General features: G+C 60.5%; 16 protein-coding genes. 4 read left to right on the plus strand and 12 right to left on the minus strand.

From position 1 onward, the window contains the following. Positions 1–18: 18 nt before the first annotated feature. Positions 19–1,167: a resuscitation-promoting factor gene (locus tag HMPREF3149_RS03845; RefSeq protein WP_042530107.1), complete on the minus strand. Its 1,149-nt coding sequence runs from the start codon at positions 1,165–1,167 to the stop codon at positions 19–21. Positions 1,168–1,400: 233 nt separating this feature from the next. Further along, complete coding sequence (locus HMPREF3149_RS03850; protein WP_070536770.1) at positions 1,401–2,225, minus strand: TatD family hydrolase; 825 nt, start codon at positions 2,223–2,225, stop codon at positions 1,401–1,403. 225 nt (positions 2,226–2,450) lie between these two features. On the opposite strand from HMPREF3149_RS03850, the gene HMPREF3149_RS03855 reads away from it, so the two are divergent. Further along, complete coding sequence (locus tag HMPREF3149_RS03855; protein ID WP_070536772.1) at positions 2,451–2,954, plus strand: GNAT family N-acetyltransferase; 504 nt, start codon at positions 2,451–2,453, stop codon at positions 2,952–2,954. Positions 2,955–2,990: 36 nt separating this feature from the next. On the opposite strand, the gene HMPREF3149_RS03860 is transcribed toward HMPREF3149_RS03855, so the two are convergent. The 6 genes from HMPREF3149_RS03860 to rsmI all read right to left on the minus strand — a co-directional run bounded on the left by HMPREF3149_RS03860 (position 2,991) and on the right by rsmI (position 9,791). Beyond that, entirely contained in the window at positions 2,991–3,251 is a 261-nt protein-coding gene (locus HMPREF3149_RS03860; protein WP_042530098.1) for a HigA family addiction module antitoxin, read from the minus strand. Between the two features lie 34 nt (positions 3,252–3,285). Further along, positions 3,286–3,567, minus strand: coding sequence for a type II toxin-antitoxin system RelE/ParE family toxin (locus HMPREF3149_RS03865; RefSeq protein ID WP_070536774.1), 282 nt, complete (start codon positions 3,565–3,567; stop codon positions 3,286–3,288). A gap of 100 nt (positions 3,568–3,667) precedes the next feature. Continuing rightward, a complete protein-coding gene (locus tag HMPREF3149_RS03870; protein ID WP_246819937.1) occupies positions 3,668–4,888 on the minus strand; it encodes an MFS transporter in 1,221 nt (406 codons plus the stop codon). Next, entirely contained in the window at positions 4,867–6,699 is a 1,833-nt protein-coding gene (metG, locus tag HMPREF3149_RS03875) for a methionine--tRNA ligase (protein ID WP_070536778.1), read from the minus strand. The genes HMPREF3149_RS03870 and metG overlap by 22 nt, the downstream gene beginning before the upstream one ends. Positions 6,700–6,791: 92 nt before the next feature. After that, positions 6,792–8,633 carry a BCCT family transporter gene (locus HMPREF3149_RS03880; RefSeq protein WP_070536781.1) on the minus strand — a complete coding sequence of 614 codons (1,842 nt, stop codon included), beginning with the start codon at positions 8,631–8,633 and terminating at the stop codon, positions 6,792–6,794. A gap of 309 nt (positions 8,634–8,942) precedes the next feature. After that, positions 8,943–9,791 carry a 16S rRNA (cytidine(1402)-2'-O)-methyltransferase gene (gene rsmI, locus HMPREF3149_RS03885; RefSeq protein WP_070536783.1) on the minus strand — a complete coding sequence of 283 codons (849 nt, stop codon included), beginning with the start codon at positions 9,789–9,791 and terminating at the stop codon, positions 8,943–8,945. A 56-nt stretch (positions 9,792–9,847) separates the two neighbouring features. On the opposite strand from rsmI, the gene HMPREF3149_RS03890 reads away from it, so the two are divergent. Then, positions 9,848–11,434 carry a dolichyl-phosphate-mannose--protein mannosyltransferase gene (locus HMPREF3149_RS03890; protein ID WP_210385403.1) on the plus strand — a complete coding sequence of 529 codons (1,587 nt, stop codon included), beginning with the start codon at positions 9,848–9,850 and terminating at the stop codon, positions 11,432–11,434. 35 nt (positions 11,435–11,469) lie between these two features. Here HMPREF3149_RS03890 and HMPREF3149_RS03895 read toward each other — a convergent pair whose 3' ends face one another. Together HMPREF3149_RS03895 and HMPREF3149_RS03900 are read right to left on the minus strand one after the other, a co-directional pair. Further along, positions 11,470–12,159, minus strand: coding sequence for a zf-HC2 domain-containing protein (locus HMPREF3149_RS03895; RefSeq protein WP_070536788.1), 690 nt, complete (start codon positions 12,157–12,159; stop codon positions 11,470–11,472). After that, the gene (locus tag HMPREF3149_RS03900) at positions 12,146–12,559 is read right to left on the minus strand and encodes a DoxX family protein (RefSeq protein WP_042530087.1); all 414 of its coding nucleotides are present in this window, start codon (positions 12,557–12,559) and stop codon (positions 12,146–12,148) included. Before HMPREF3149_RS03900 ends, HMPREF3149_RS03895 begins: the two co-directional genes overlap by 14 nt. A 19-nt stretch (positions 12,560–12,578) precedes the next feature. Between HMPREF3149_RS03900 and HMPREF3149_RS12910 the strand changes: the two genes are divergently transcribed. Both HMPREF3149_RS12910 and HMPREF3149_RS03910 read left to right on the plus strand, forming a co-directional pair. Continuing rightward, positions 12,579–13,148 carry a methylated-DNA--[protein]-cysteine S-methyltransferase gene (locus tag HMPREF3149_RS12910; protein WP_246819938.1) on the plus strand — a complete coding sequence of 190 codons (570 nt, stop codon included), beginning with the start codon at positions 12,579–12,581 and terminating at the stop codon, positions 13,146–13,148. A gap of 24 nt (positions 13,149–13,172) precedes the next feature. Further along, entirely contained in the window at positions 13,173–13,790 is a 618-nt protein-coding gene (locus tag HMPREF3149_RS03910; protein WP_042530085.1) for a DNA-3-methyladenine glycosylase I, read from the plus strand. Here the strand turns inward: HMPREF3149_RS03910 and glpR are convergent, their stop codons facing one another. Continuing rightward, on the minus strand, positions 13,791–15,122 hold the full coding sequence (gene glpR / locus HMPREF3149_RS03915; RefSeq protein ID WP_070536792.1) for a divisome protein SepX/GlpR: 1,332 nt from the start codon (positions 15,120–15,122) through the stop codon (positions 13,791–13,793). Between the two features lie 142 nt (positions 15,123–15,264). Then, positions 15,265–15,975: a GNAT family N-acetyltransferase gene (locus tag HMPREF3149_RS03920; RefSeq protein ID WP_042530081.1), complete on the minus strand. Its 711-nt coding sequence runs from the start codon at positions 15,973–15,975 to the stop codon at positions 15,265–15,267. Positions 15,976–15,977 lie beyond the last annotated feature (2 nt).

Here is a 15,977-nt window from a genome sequence, read left to right on the forward strand (position 1 = left end):
CGCCGAGCACTTAAAGCTTTAGCGCAGGCCGAGCTTCGCGGTGCAGGCAGGCCATGCGCCCCAGCCTTGAGCGGCCTGGACCTTCTGAGCTACGGCAATCTGCTGCTCGCGGGTGGCCTGCCAGGCCTGTGGTGCGTATTCATTGCCGCCGAAGGCAGCCCAAGTGGACGGGGTGAACTGCAGGCCGCCGGAGAAGCCGTTACCGGTATTGATGGACCAGTTGCCAGTGGCTTCACACTGCGCGATGGCATCCCAGACCGAGCCTTCAGCGACGGCAGGGGCGGTGGACTTCGGCTTAGTGCCGCGCGCGATGAGGGCGGCGATCGGTTCGGTATGGACGTCTTCCTTAATGACGTCGTTCGACTCTTCTTCGCCATTCACCGTTACGATCTTGCGGGTGACGGTGCGGGAGCCTGGAGTGCCCTCTTCGCGGACCTCCTCGGTGCCCTCTTCCAGCTCAGGATCATCCACATACTTAGCCGGCGCATCGAACTCTTCAGTGTTGTCTTCCTTAGAGACCGTGACTCGATCCACGGTGATGCTCATGCCGGCGGTGACCGGGGTATCAAGCTCTGGGCTGACGCGGTCATCCTTGTCCACGGTGATGCCACGTGCCTCGAGCGCATCCTCGACAGTCTTCGCCGAGACGCTTGCATAGGAGACGGAGCCTCCGTCGGAGACCTTGACAATCTTCGGAGAAACTACCTCGATGTTCATCCCTTCGGTCACTACCTCGTCGTCCGCGATTTCCTTCGCCCCGGAGGTTACCGCAGCTCCCGGCACAATGCCGTCGAGGCCGCCGAGCAGATCAGAGACGGTGAGATCGGTGGAGGACAGCTGCGTTTCCACGCCATCAATGGTGACGGCAACCGGCTTGGCGGTGCGAACGGTGATGGAGTCGCCGTCGGCAAGCTGCTCGGAGAGGGCCGGGTACACCAGGTCCTCACCGTCTACGCTGACCCCGGCAGCCTCTAGGGCGGTGTTGACGTCCCCAGCAAAGGTAGCCAGAGTGGTAGTTTCACCGTTGACGTCAAGCGTGATGTCCTTCTGCGCACCGACGGCGACAACACCGCCCACGGCGAGGGTGCCCAGTACACCGCCGGTTGCCATGCGCAACGGCAGGGAGCGGGAATTGTTGATTCGCTTGATCTGCTTCTTCGGGGACATAAACCTTTTCTCGTCTCTGCAGTATGACGTGCCGAGCATGCGCCCGGCACCTGACTCTGCGCGACAGAATGCGCGCCCCGGCAATCTCAATGCCGGGCTAACTTTGGATAACGATACGGTAACAGGACGTAACAATCGAGAAGTACGTACACGCCGCTACCACTGGCAGAACACTCGTCACAACAAACACGCCTGCCACCTCTGAGCAGGAGGTTTAGCAAAAGTGAAGATCCTCACACCCCGAAGGTTGCGGCGAAAGTTTCCGTCACCTCCGCAGCAAGTTCTTCCACCTGCTGTCCACGGGCCTCCGCGACACAACGATAGGTATGTCCGATAAGCGAGGGCTCATTGCGCGCCCCGCGAAAAGGCTCCGGGGTCATGTAGGGAGCATCCGTCTCGATAAGCAGCTGACCCGCCGGCGCTAGGGCCGCCGCCTGACGCATCTCCTCGTTTCGCTTAAAGGTCACATTGCCGGCGAAAGAGAGGATATAGCCGCGGTCGAGCGCTTCTTTGGCCACCTCCAGCGGGGAGGAGAAACAATGCAGCATCACCGTCGGTGCCTGAGCACACTCCCCCAGCACTCGCATGAGGTCCTCGTCAGCTTCACGGTTGTGAATCATAAGGGTTTTACCAACCTTGGCCGCCAGCTCCGCGTGCCAGCGCAGCGCTTCCTCCTGCACCTCAAGCGGTGCGGTGCTCTCCGGTTCGTGATGAATCCAATACGTGTCCAGGCCGGTCTCGCCGATGGCCACGCAGCGCGGGTCCGCAGCCATCTCAGTCAAGCGAGCACGGGCAGCCTCGTCGAGCTCACCCGCCTTTGTCGGGTGAATTGCGCACGCGGCATACACGTTATCGAACTCGTGGGCGGCAGCCAGGGCTTTTTCAGCCTCAGCCAAACCATCACCAACGGTGACCATGCGTTCCACTCCGGCGGCACGGGCGCGGGCAACTAAGTCGGCGTCAGAGTCGCGACACGAGGCGAGGTGCGTGTGGGCGTCGATAAGCTGGCTCAGACCTTCGGCGGGCACGGGCGTGGGGCGTGGCTTCTTCTTAGACATGGCTGCGAGTGTAGTCGCGCGCGCACGAGAATCCGCACAGCGACGGACTCCACTGTCCCCCGCGATAACATCGGCCCTCAACCGGGCTATCCGGAGCACACGGTTTCCATCAAGTTGCATGAGAAGTTCGGCTTTGCCACTGTAGGTACGTTCAAGGAAGTGACCTGCAAAGCTGGGCGCTGGCCCGACCTCACCCATTTGCTACTCATGGTTTAAGGATCAATCATGCACGTTCGTCCCGCAGTGCTTGGCGACGCCCCCGCCATCGCCGCCATCTATAACTCCGCCTCCGCTGCAACGCCGGCTGCTAACCTCGTCACCTGGCAGGAAACCGTGGAAGACCGCGAGCAGTGGCTTACACAGATGGAGAAAGAAGGTTACCCGGTTTATGTCGCTGTGGACGACGAGGAGATCGTCGGCTGGGCAGCATATTTCCAGTTCGTGACCCCCGCCATCTACTACGGCACCGCTGAAGACTCCATCTACATCGCTGAGTCTGCGCGCGGCAGGGGTGTCGGCAGCGAACTGATGGCCACGCTCATGGATCATGCCGCCGAGAATGAGTACGTGGAAACCATCATTACCTACATCGTGGACACCAATGAGTCCTCTATTGCCCTGCACAAGAAGTTCGGCTTTAGCGAAACCGGACGCATGCCCAACATCCACACCAAAGACGGCGTGCGCCTGGGCCTGGTACACCTGCAGCGCGACTTCGACCGCTCCTAGCGCGTTGACCGCTCCACCGTTGGCTATGCCGAGTCGCTAGGCTGAAGCCGGTGTGAGCGGCTCAATTTCCTCTAACTCAGAGAGGATTTTATCTTCCGCGACATCCAAGTCGTAGTGCGACTGGAGACCTAGCCAAAATTGCGGAGTCATTCCGAAAAACTTGGCCAACCGCAGTGCAGTATCAGCGGTGATAGCCCGCTTGCCGTGGACAATTTCATTGATCCGACGAGGCGGAACTCCAATCGATACGGCGAGCTTGTGTTGGGTTATCCCCATCTCCTTAAGGAAATCCTCCACAAGAATTTCACCTGGATGCACTGGGGGGAGCTTCTCAGTGGTAGTCAACGATCTCAACCTCCTGTGGCCCTGCGGCGGTCCATCGGAAACAGATCCGCCATTGACTGTTGATGCGAATGCTGTACTGACCCTGCCGAGCACCCTTCAACGCTTCGAGTCTGTTTCCCGGAGGTATTCGGAGCTCATCCAGCCTCTGGGCATAACCCAGCTGCCTCAGCTTACGGAGAGCAACCGTGTGAATACGCGGGTCGATGGAAGGTACTTTCTCACGATTCCATAAACGCTCGGTGGCCTTGTCCGCAAACGACTGGATCACTGCTTCACCCTATCCCCCCATGACGCCTCGCGTCAATAACGCAAGGCGTCAAATGCTTCTTCATTGTAGCTAAAAAGGTATCTTGTCAGCTCTGAATTCGCTAGCCAACAAGCTCGTCGTCGATGTATACCCGCGTCGTGGCGCGCAAACCCGCGAAAAGCATGCACAGCGACAGCGCCATGAGACCGACGAGCACGACGGTCCAGTTTCCGGTTGCACCGCGCACTACGCCAACGAGTAGTGGTACGAGGCCGGCGAGGACATAACCGCCGGGTTGGACGAAGCCGGAAAGACGCGCGGTGGTCAGCGCGGTGCGCGTGCGGGCGGTCAACAAAGCAAGGACCAGTGGGAAGCACATGCCGCCTATCCCCATGAGAGTGGCCCATGCCAACGGTGCACTATCGGCTGCAAGAAGCACCCCAGCCCACCCAGCGCAGGTACAAAGCGCAAGCACGACGGGCACAGGGGCAAGGCGATCGAGACGCGAAATCAACCACGGCATGACAATTCCGCCGAGGATGTTGAAGACACCGATGATGGCCAGAGCCACGCTCGCGGTGTTCTCACCCACGCCTTTTTCTACGAGCATGCGGGGCAGCCAGCCCATCTGCACATAGGCCATGGTTGATTGCAGTCCAAAGAAGAAGAGCATGGCCACAGCCGTGGGCGAGGTATACATGGGGCGCGGGGCGCCCTCGCCGTCGACAGCTCCGTGGGCAACATCGCGTCCGGTGCGCGGGAGCACGACCATCCACGCGATGAGTTGCGCGATGGCGGGCAGGCACCACACCCACAGCGCACCCTGCCACGTGTTCTGGGTGACCGCCGAAAGCGGCCCCAGCGCACTCGATACCCCCAGCATCGTCGTGTACGTCGTCATGAGCGCCACTAGGGTGCGTCCCGAGCCATGTTGTTTAATCCACGCTGGAAGCAGGACATTGGCCAGCGCGATACCGGCGACAACGCAGACTGTCAGGACCACAAAGAGCGAAAAGCTGCTCACCCATGGGCGCAGCGCCAATCCGGCAACGAGTGCTACCGTGCCGGCCGCCAAGGTGCGGCTCAGCCCTACGTGACGCGCGATGGGAACAGCAGCCAAGCCCATGACCGCAAAACACAGGCCTGGCAGCGCGGTGAGCAGTCCGGCTGCACCGGACGAGATACCGAAGAATCCCTGAATCTGTCCGAGAACCGGCGCTACCGAGGCAATGCCGGATCGCAAGTTCACCGCCGTGAGGCACACGACGGTGAACAGCAAGGCAGGCGCGAGTGTGCGCCGGAAGCGCTGCCCCACAGAACCTACTTCTGTACCGGGGCCCATTCTGGGCCGGTCTCACCGAGCTCTGGGTCAAGTTTGCCCACGAGCGGCTTCGGCTTCTGCAGCGTGGTGCCCGGCGTGACGTCGATACGCTTCCACGCCGCCTGCTGTGCGGTGTAATCACCAGTGATGATCGGATACGGGTGGTTCTCCGGCGGAAGGTTCACACCCACGACCTCGACCGGCATGTCATCGACAACGTCCTCAACCTGTGGCTGTGCGGCCCATACACCCTCACGCCCCAAGGTCTCGTGTACCTTTTGCGCGGTGAAAGGCAGGAAGGGGGTGAGCATGACGTTGCAGTCAGAAACCACCTGAAGTGCCGTCCACAGAACGGTAGCGAGGCGCTCGCGGTGCGTCTCATCCTTGGCCAGCTTCCATGGTTCCATTGCGGCAACGTAAGCATTGGCCTCACCCACGACGTGCATGATGGAAGTCATAGCCTGCTTGAACTTGGACTGCTCAAGGAAGTCCGCGGCAGTGGCGAAGGTGTCCTCCGCCAGCGCGAGAATATCCTTGTCCGGCTGCTCCAGAGCAGCCGGGGCCGGTACCTCGCCGAAGTTCTTAAACGCCATTGACACCGTGCGGTTGACCAGGTTGCCCCAGCCGTTGGCCAGCTCGTTGTTGATACGGCGGACAAACTCATCCCAGGTGAAGTCGGTGTCATTGTTCTCTGGACCGGCCACTGCGATGAAGTAGCGCAGGGCATCGGGGCCGAACTCCTTGAGGAAGTCCTTGACGTAGATGACCACGCCCTTGGAGGAGGAGAACTTGGAACCGGACATCGTGAGGTATTCCGAAGACACGATCTCCGTGGGCAAGTTCAGCTCACCGTAGGTGTGCAGCTGACCACCCTTTGCTCCCTTGCCCGCGTAGCCTAAGAGCTCCGCCGGCCAGATTTGGGAGTGGAAGGTGATGTTGTCCTTGCCTTGGAAGTAATAGTGGCGGGCCTCCGGGTTCTGCCAGTAGTGCTTCCATGCCTCCGGGTTGCCGGTGCGGTGTGCCCACTCAATGGAGGAAGACAGGTAGCCGATAACCGCATCGAACCACACGTAGAGTTTCTTCGCTCCGTTGTCCTCCCAGCCCTCAACCGGGATCGGGATACCCCAGTCAATATCGCGGGTCATGGTACGCGGCCGCATATCCTCCAGCAGGTTGAGGGAGAACTTCAGCACGTTGGGACGCCACTCTTCGCGGGTCTTCAGCCACGACTCGAGGGCGTCTTTGACCGCAGGCAGGTCCAGCAGGAAATGCTCGGTGTCGATGAATTCCGGCGTTTCCCCGTTGATCTTGGACACTGGGTTGATGAGGTCTACCGGGTCCAGCTGGTTGCCGCAGTTATCGCACTGGTCACCACGGGCACCATCGGCGCCACACAGCGGGCAGGTGCCCTCAATGTAGCGGTCCGGCAAGGTACGGCCCGTCGATGGCGAGATAGCACCCTGGGTGGTCTCCTTGAGCATGTAGCCGTTCTCGTAGAGGCCCTTGAAGAGTTCTTGCACCACCGCGTAGTGATTGCGGGTGGTGGTGCGGGTGAAAAGGTCATACGACAGTCCGAGGCCCGCCAAGTCGGTCACGATCTGACGGTTGTAGCGATCCGCCAGTTCACGAACGGTAACGCCTTCCTTGTCCGCTTGGACCAGCAGCGGGGTGCCGTGCTCGTCCGTGCCGGAGACCATGAGGACATCCTTGCCGCGCATTCGCTGAAAGCGCGCAAACACATCGGAAGGAACACCGAAGCCCGCCACGTGTCCGATGTGGCGGGGTCCGTTGGCATAGGGCCAAGCAACATTAACGACAACTGTCTCAGTCATGGCCCCTACTCTATCGAACACCCCCTCACCGTATGTGCAGTGAGGGGGTGTCAATACGTGTTCGCTGTCAGGCGCGAACTTACCGGGCGCGACTAGTTCTTGTGCATGCGCTGATGGCGGCGGGCCTTGAATGCCTCTTCGCGCTGGAACTCGCGGTGCAGGCGGCGCTCACGGGCTAGCTTGCGCTGGAAGGCTTGGGCCTCACGGTACTCCAAGTAGATAACGTCGTTGCTCAGGTCCTTGTAGATAGCGAACATGAGGCCGACGACGATGAAGAGGAAGGGCAGGGCTGCCACGATGGTGACGTTCTGCAGGTTGGACAAGGAGTCCTCACTGGACAGCAGAAGCGTCAGACCAACGGCCGCGGTGAGCACACCCCACGTGGCGGACAGCCACGGCTTGGCGGTGGTGGCACCGGACTGGGACATGGAGCCCATGACGGTGGATGCGGAGTCGGCCGAGGTGATGAAGAACGTGGCCAACAAGATTGCGGCGACGATACCGGCAATGAAGCCTCCCGGAAGGTTCTGCAGGAGGTTGAAGAGCTCCTGCTCAGCAGAATCACCGGAAATGGAGTTGCCGTTCTGCTCCATGTGAATGGCGGTGCCACCGAAGATGGCGAACCACACAGTGGACACGCCAGCCGGCACGAGAAGCACGCCGATGCAGAACTCGCGAACGGAGCGGCCACGGGAAATGCGCGCCAGGAACATGCCCACGAACGGGGACCAGGACACCCACCACGCCCAGTAGAAGATGGTCCAGGTAGACAGCCACTCAGCTGCCTCACCGTTGTTGGACTCAGCGGTACGGGCAATCATCTCGGTGAAGTTGGCCAGGTAGTTACCGATCGAACCCGGAATCTGGTTAAGGATGGTGACCGTCGGGCCCAAGATGAACACGAAGATGGCCAGCAGTGCGGCCAAAATCATGTTGGCGTTGGACAGGTACTGAATGCCCTTGCCCACGCCGGACATAGCGGACAAGATGAAGGCTAGGGTCAGAACAAGCACGATACCAATGACAACGCCCTGGGAGGGGTTGTCAATCAGGCCCGAGGCCTCAAGTCCTGCCTGGATCTGGGTAGCACCCAGGCCCAGGGAGCAGGCGGTTCCGAAGACGGTGGCGAAGATGGCCAGGATGTCAATGAGCTTGCCCAGAGCACCGTCAGCGGCGCGCTGACCGATGAGCGGTACGAAGGCCTGGCTAAGCAGCTGCTTACGACCGATACGGAAAGTGGAGTAGGCAATGGCCAGGCCCACGATGGCGTAGACGGCCCAGGGGTGCAGGGTCCAGTGGAACATCGCGGTGGCCATGGCGGTCCCCACCTCGTGCTCGCTGTGGCCCGGCACGCCGTTCTTGAAGTAGTTGAGCGGCTCGGAAGCGCCGTAGAACATGAGGCCGATGCCCATACCGGCAGCGAACATCATGGCAATCCAGGACACCGTGGAGAATTCCGGCTCTTCATCGATGTGCCCCAAGCGAATAGTGCCAAACTTCGACATCGCGATAAAGATCACGAAGACGACGAAGATGGTGCCAAACAGCACGTAAGCCCAGCCGAAGTCGTTGACGACGAAATTCAGGGCGTTGCTTGCGAAAGCACCGAAGTTATCCGGTGCGGCCAGGCCCCAGGCCACGATGGCGGCCACAAGAAGGCCAGCGATGCCAACAATGGACCAGTCAATCGGCGAATCAATGCCGCCGGGGCCGAACTCCTCGGTTTCCTTGTCCTCTGCGGGCACCGAGTAGGCCCCCGGGTTGAAGGCCTTGTTGGTGATCATGTCCTGGAGCTGGCTCGTGGCCGAGGCTGCCTCGAGGCGCTCATCGACAGTGCGATACTCATCGACCGTGCTTTGCGAGCTTGTCCCGCTCGGCACGGCTGACGAGACCCCCGTGTCCTTTACGTTGTCTGCATTGGTCGAGTCTGTCATAGCCTCAGACCTTGCTGCCCCGCCACCAACTAGTCAACTTGCAGACGCGCTAAAGGTGCACCGTATCGCACATATCCGCAGAAAAATAGGCAGGAGCCCGTGCTTTCCGACGTCCCCTTTTCCCCACCGCGGTCCTGTCCCGAACTGGGACTGCGCAGCTGACAGAGGATTTTAGACCGTCTCACCGCGTACTCACAGATCGATCACGTAACGATACGATAACGATTAGGGAAAGAGAGACAGCGGTCACCACACAACGTCGATGCTGCACAACCACACATTCCCCCACTGCGCGGGAACGGCGGCAGGCTAGTCGCGGGCAGCGAGGTACGCGTCGTACAACTCACGGTTCGACCATTCAGTCCCCGCGGCTGCTTGCTTGCAGGCCTGCTTTGCGCGCACGCCGCGCTCCACCTCAGCACGGACCTCAGCAAGTAGCTCCTCTAGCGACGCGGGCTCAGCAGCACCACCTTCAATCACCACGGTGATTTCGCCGCGCGCATTCTCTTCTGCCCATTCAGCAAGCTCACCCAACGTTCCGCGCTTGATCTCTTCATAGGTCTTGGTCAGTTCGCGGCACACCGCAGCGCGGCGTTCGGCGCCGAGGATCGTGGAGGCGTCGCCAAGCGTCTGCGCTAGCCGGTGCGGCGACTCGAAGAAGGCAATAGCGCGGCGCTCCCCTACCAACGACTCCAACCACGCTTTGCGTGGACCAGGCTTACGCGGAGGAAAGGCATCGAAGAGAAAGTGCCCCACCCCCAAGCCTGAGAGCGCCAAGGCCGTGGGCACCGCGGACGGACCAGGGAAGCAGGTGACGGGGACACCTGCCGCCACGGCCGCATCGACGATGGAATGACCAGGATCAGAAACCAACGGCATTCCTGCGTCGGACACGACAAGAACCGTCCCGGTTCGCGCGGCGTCGACCAGCATTCGTGAGCGCTCCGCCTCATTGTGATCAAAATTGGAGACCACCTTGCCTCGAATGTCCACGCCCAATGCTTGGGCTAGGTTGCGTACGCGGCGGGTATCTTCCGCAGCGATGACATCGGCGTGCCCCAAGGCTTGCATGAGGCGTGCGGAGGCATCGCCAGGATTTCCTAGGGGCGTCGCAGCGAGGATGACACCGCGCGGCAAAGGATCAAGCTGAAGACTCATACACCCCAGCATGGCACACGCACGCTAAACTCTTCCGAGTGAGTATCGCAACGTCCATCGCCCGACCTGCCCGGAAGGGCCACACCGCCGCGCCCGGCCGCCATACCCGGCCGGCGCCGCCTGCGCCCCGCCCCTACGTCTGGACCAGTTCCGACACCATTAGCACCGCCATTATCGCTGTGCTGGCCTTCATCACGCGCTTTGTAGGCCTCACCAGTCCAGTATCGGAAGGCACCCCGGTCTTCGACGAGAAGCACTACGTGCCGCAGGCCTGGGACATGGTGAGCAGCTGGCACAACCTGTTCCTCGGCGGAATCGAGTCCAACCCCGGCTACGGTCTCGTGGTTCACCCACCGCTAGCAAAGCAGATTGTCGCTCTTTCCGAGTCTGTCTTTGGTTATACCCCGATGGGCTGGCGTTTCATGACCGCCCTCTTCGGTGTGGGCACTGTACTACTCACGATGGCCCTGGCTCGCCGCTTGTCGGGTTCCTGGCACGTCGGATTCTTAGCTGGACTGATCGCCGTATGCGATGGCGTGCTCCTCGTCTCTTCGAAGTTTGGCATGCTGGACATCTTCCAGGTCTTCTTTGTTGTCGCCGCCGCTTGGACGCTTGCCCGTGACCACCAGCAGATGCGTGAGCGCCTCCACACCGCTTTCATCACGGGGGCGATGGGTACATCTGATTTCGGTCCCCGTTTTGGCTTCCGCTGGTGGCGTTTTACGGCCGGTGTTTTCTTGGGACTGACGTTGTCCGTGAAGTGGTCCGGCCTGTACTACATCATGTTCTTCGGCCTCATGAGCGTCTTCTCTGACCTAGCTCTGCGCCGCATGTACGGTGTGCGCCGCTACGTCCTTGGCACCCTCATCCGTGACACTCCGGCGGCTCTCGCCTCCATCGTTGTGCTGCCCATTGCCCTGTACGCCTGGTCCTGGCGTGCATGGTTTGCCGATGAAACCGCCGTGTACCGGCACGCAAAGGTGGACGGCACGATCGACGAAGGTTCGTGGCTCCTCAATCTCCCCGAACCTATTGCAGGCTGGTTCTACTATCACAGCTCGGTCTTGGAGTTCCACGCTTCATTAACCTCCTCTGGCGGCCATAGCCACCCGTGGGATTCCAAGCCATGGGCGTGGCTCGTGGCAGCGCGCCCTATTCTCTATTACTCCTCTACCGATCTCACCTGCCCCAATGGTGGTGACTGCCGCAAGATGCTCTATCTCTTCGGCACCCCCGCTATCTGGTGGCTCGTCATTCCGGCCGTGTTGTGGGGCCTGTGGTCGCTGCTCGTGCGACGCAACCGTGCTTTCCTCATCCCACTCGTGGGCGCAGCTGCCGGTTTCCTCCCCTGGCTCATGGTCTTTGACCGACAGATGTACTTCTTCTACGCCACGGCCTTCATCCCCTTTGTCATCGTGCTCATTGCTCTCGCGTGTGGCCAGATGATTGGCCGTGGGCCGGAACTCAGGTGGCCATGGCTCCGCTCGATCTTCGGTTCAACGATGCCACTGGGTACCTTCCTGACTGTGTGCTACGCGGCGCTCGTGGTCGCCATGTTCGCGTACTTCTCCCCCATTCTGTACGGATTTCTCATCCCTGAATCGTGGTATCAGTCGATGATGTGGCTGCCATCGTGGAGCTAATCCCACCTCACAGGATGTATCTGTTCCCCTAACGCTTAACGAGGACTCGCAGTCAGGGCGCGATAAACGTCCCGCAGCACAAATCCCCTGTCTGCAGCCCACGCCCAGCCCAGGCCCACTGCAGCCAATCCCGTGGCCACAAGGATGTAGATTTGGCCGGCCCCCGCCGTTCCCAATGCGAAATCGCGCATGGTGAAGCCACAGAGGAAGGCAAACATCGTGCAGGCGACCGGCAGCAGGCCAGGCGCTGAGGCCGGCCGCCAAGCTGCAAAGCCAAGGCCGCTGGCTAGTCCAAAGCGCAACGCAGCTGCTTCCATGAGCAGGCGTGCACGTTCCGGATCCGCACCTTCTGCCAGAGTTCCTTCACTGCCGGTGGTGGTCAGCCCAGACGCGCTCACCACGACCACCACTGCCCACACAAGAAAGACCACGGACAGCACTGCCAGGCTTATTCTCGCAAGAGCCACGGAAGCTTGACGTGCGCTCGAGGCCCGCTGCCATTCCGGTTCCACGCCCGCAAGGATGACCTCTGAGAGGTCCCGAGGGGGGTGCCCTGCAGGTTGGACCTGGCTCAACGAATGAGACAGCGCAGCTGCTTTATCACGGAAGGCCGCACATTCCGGGCATCCGGAAAGGTGGGCATCGATAACATCCGGAGCAAGCTGCGGCACTTCACCATCCAACTGCGCGGAGATTGCCGCCTGCACCTGCTCATGCTTCAGCACGGTTCAACACCCCATCTACGCTGGCGCGACCCGAACCAAACACGACAATCATGAGTAAGGACACCATGAGCACCAGCGGATACTCGATACCACCGTCCGCAGTGAAGAGGCCATTGCTCAAATGCACAAAGTAAAGAGCACATGCCATGAGCAGCGCCAATGCGCCGGCCACGAAGGTGGTCAACAGGCCGACGACCAAGGCGGCACCACCAATCATTTCCGCAACGCTGGCCAAATAGGCCGATAGCTGCGGCTGCGGGATTCCCCACGCAGAGAACTGCCCGGTGGTTTCGTCCATGCCAGCAAAGAACATCTTGTCCACGCCATGCGCCACGAAGATGACGCCCAGCACTGCACGGAATATGAGCAACGCGGCATCGCGAACAGCGGGTCGATTCATGATTCATAGACTACCCTGGATGCCCACTGCCCTACGAAAGGACTCCCGCGCCATGAGCATCTGGACCACCGTAGATTCACCACTGGGTTCACTGACCCTCGTCGCCAGCGACGACGGCTTAACCCATGTCTATTTTCCTACTGAGAGCCCTGATCTGGATGCGGTCCCGCAATCCCCACGCGCAACAGCAGCGCCTAGGTCTGCCTGCGTACCCGAGCGCGTGCTCTGCTCCGCAACGAAACAACTCATCGAATACTTTGGCGGCACCCGCCACCATTTCGACGTGCAACTCGCCCTGCCTACTCGCCCGCTGTCCTTCCGCGATCGCGCCCACCGAGCTCTCGGCCTCATTCCCTATGGGCATCGGTGGAGTTATGCGCACCTAGCACAGGCCGCAGGAAGCCCGCGTGCGGTTCGGGCAGCCGGCAGCGCCTGCGCGTCCAATCCGCTGCCGATCGTGGTTCCTTGTCACCGAGTAGTGCGCGCCGACGGGCTTATCGGTTCCTACCGCGGCGGCGCCGAAGCCAAGGCTTTCCTCCTAGAACACGAAGAACACCACACTAGGATGGCGCAGAGCGGGAACCGCTGAGAGGTTTGCGCAGTCTAAGAAGGTATGACTGTTACGGAAATGACGAACGATACTGGACCTGTGTACGACGCTGAAGGACTGGGGCGCCCCGCATGGGCGATGACCTCACCGCTGTTACGCCATTATTACGACACTGAATGGGGCATGCCCGTTCACGAAGAATCCGCTCTTTTAGAGAGACTGTGCCTTGAAGGATTTCAAGCAGGGTTGAACTGGGAGCTCGTGCTGCGCAAGCGTGATGCTTTCCGCGAAGCCTTTGCCGGTTTTGATGCGGATCTGCTCTCCAGCTTTGGGGAGGAAGAAATCGAACGCCTCATGGAAAATGACGGCATTATCCGCAATCGCTTAAAAATCAAGGCCACCCTCACCAACGCTAAGGCCACGGTGGCATTACGCGAGGAGGGCGGGCTCGATGAGTTCATTTGGAGCTTCCTGCCAGAAGACACCATCGCTCCTGAATGCGAGGAAGATATTCCCAAATACACGCAGGAAGCTGAAGACATGTCCAAAGCTTTGAAAAATGCAGGATTCAAGTTTGTAGGGCCGGTGACCTGTTTCTCCCTCATGGAGGCCATCGGCATGGTGGATGCCCACTTGGTGGGCTCACACCGCCGCGGCACCTCCGGTATCTGGCCGGCCTAACTAGCCCACACGGCGCGCCGCAAGGTCATCGCGGCGCTGACGTGGAGAGCTATGCGGGCCGTCGAAATCACCGTCAGTGTCATCCTCGTCGTAGACCGGCAAGTAATCGAAGTCAGGGCTCTCATCATCAATCTCGAGGACGAGGGCACCTGGGCGTCGCAGGTTTGGCGGCAACGATTCAGCTGGGTTTTCTGCGTTACGCACTCCAAGGCGTGCACGGCGCAAATGGTAGACGCGGCGGCGCAGCAACTCCTGCTCGCGGCGCACTTGGGAGCGCAATGCGACGAGGTACACAGTGGTGATGACACCGGCGATTCCGGCGAGCCACCAAGCCCAGCCGCCAAAGACGATGCCGAGACAAACCGTGGCAACCACGGCCACGGCCAAGCCTATAAGCGTGCGCTGGCGGCGCTGGTAGCGGGTTGCGGATGCTTCCTTCTCCTTTACCGGATCCCAGCCGCCGCGTCCGAGGCGGCGCTGTGCAAAGGCAAGCTCCTCAGCGGAAAGCTCGGTATCGGTGTGTGGGTTGCGCTCCGGTTCTTCTTCCCCGTCAACGGCCTCGCTCATGGGAACAGCAGCTGATCCGGAAGAGACGGCATCATCGAACTCTGCGGAGTCCTCAGCATCAGTCTCCTCAGCATCAGCCGTACCCTCATCAGTGACAGCAGCACTCGCGGCAGCCGGGGCATCGATAGCCCCCGGATAAAGGAGATCAACCGGGGACGTGAAGGTCTCATCGAAGTCGTAGGCATCCTCTGCCACTGAGGTGTGGGCCGGCGTGGTAAAGACCTCAGCTTCAACGGGATCGACGTCTGCGTCGGGCTCCTGGATGCGTTCCTCTTCCACGATGACGTCATCCTCAACGTCGTCATCACTGGTGTCCTCGGCCGCGTCTGCATCTGATGTGGCATTCTCAGCACCGACGGGGACCGCCGCCACAGAATCAGCCGTGGTGGCGCCCTCAGGGGTCTCGACCACTTCGCCGTCGATCGTGTCCGCCACGACATGGCCCTCAGTCCCCTCACCGGAACCCTTACCGGAGGCGGCATCAGCAGTACTGGAATCCTCATCCGAGGCATCATCAGCCAGCACCAACTCATACTCGGCATCCTCGTCCTCGGCAGAGACGCGGGCGCTGGGCCGGATATCCGCCTTACCCAATCGTGGCTTGCGGCGGCCCGGTACGGAGCCAGAGTCGCCTTCAAAGAGCACGCGGGTCTCCTCAAAGGCCTCACCGGTGTGGCTCATGGGACGCTGGGAGCGCAGCAGCCACGGAGCAAGAATGAAAAGCCACACCACAATGACGAGGATGATGGGCACAGTGGTCATCATGAGGAAGGTTCCCACTTTCCAGGGTCGACGAAAAGGGAGTACAACTAGGCCCCCACTTTAGCCTCCCTACTACCCGATTCGGGCATTGTCGGCCCCAAAATTACAAGGTTGTGACTTAAGTGAAAGCAGAGGTCGACGGCCTTTATGCGATACGACCACTACTACGCAGGCGCTCGACGGCACTCGATGCAAAATCCTCTCGATTGAGCGCCAAAAAGTGGTGATCACGCCACGCACCATCAATATGCAAATTGCGGCGAAGGAAACCCTCATCACGGAAACCGTTATTGTGAAGGACCTTGCCGGAAGCGGGATTGCCCGGAAGATAGGTCGCGGTCACGCGGTGCAGACCAACCCGGTGGAAAGCATGATCTACCCCCAATGCGCAGGCCGCAGTGGCAATACCCGCGCGGTGTACCCCTGAATGTACCCAGTAGCCCACCCAGCATTCACTGACTCCTCCGTGCTGGATGTTTCCCAAGGTCAACTGACCACGAAACTGGCCGTCAACCTCGATAACAAGGGGGACCACGGTGCCGGAGCGGGCTGAATCACGCAGGAACATCAGGTGGTTCCACCACGCGGACTGAGAATGCGCGGAGTTCCAAGAAGTGGGCAGGGTTGGTTCCACCGGCTTGAGAAACTCACGATCCTCAATTCGCTGCTGCCGCCAAGCTCCGCCATCACCGCGCATGAGCGGCCGCAAACGCACAGACAGTCCGTGTGGAAACGCCGGAGTTGGTCTCATGCGAACGACGGGAGTGGCCTCAGGCCAACCAGGATGATTCGGGTTAACCTCACCGCTCGCAGGGCTCGACAGCCGCCCAGCGGCATTTCCAAAGGGATCCAGCATGG

Origin of the sequence: Corynebacterium sp. HMSC05E07 (genome assembly GCF_001807225.1) — a bacterium.
In the GTDB taxonomy this organism is placed as follows: domain Bacteria; phylum Actinomycetota; class Actinomycetes; order Mycobacteriales; family Mycobacteriaceae; genus Corynebacterium; species Corynebacterium singulare.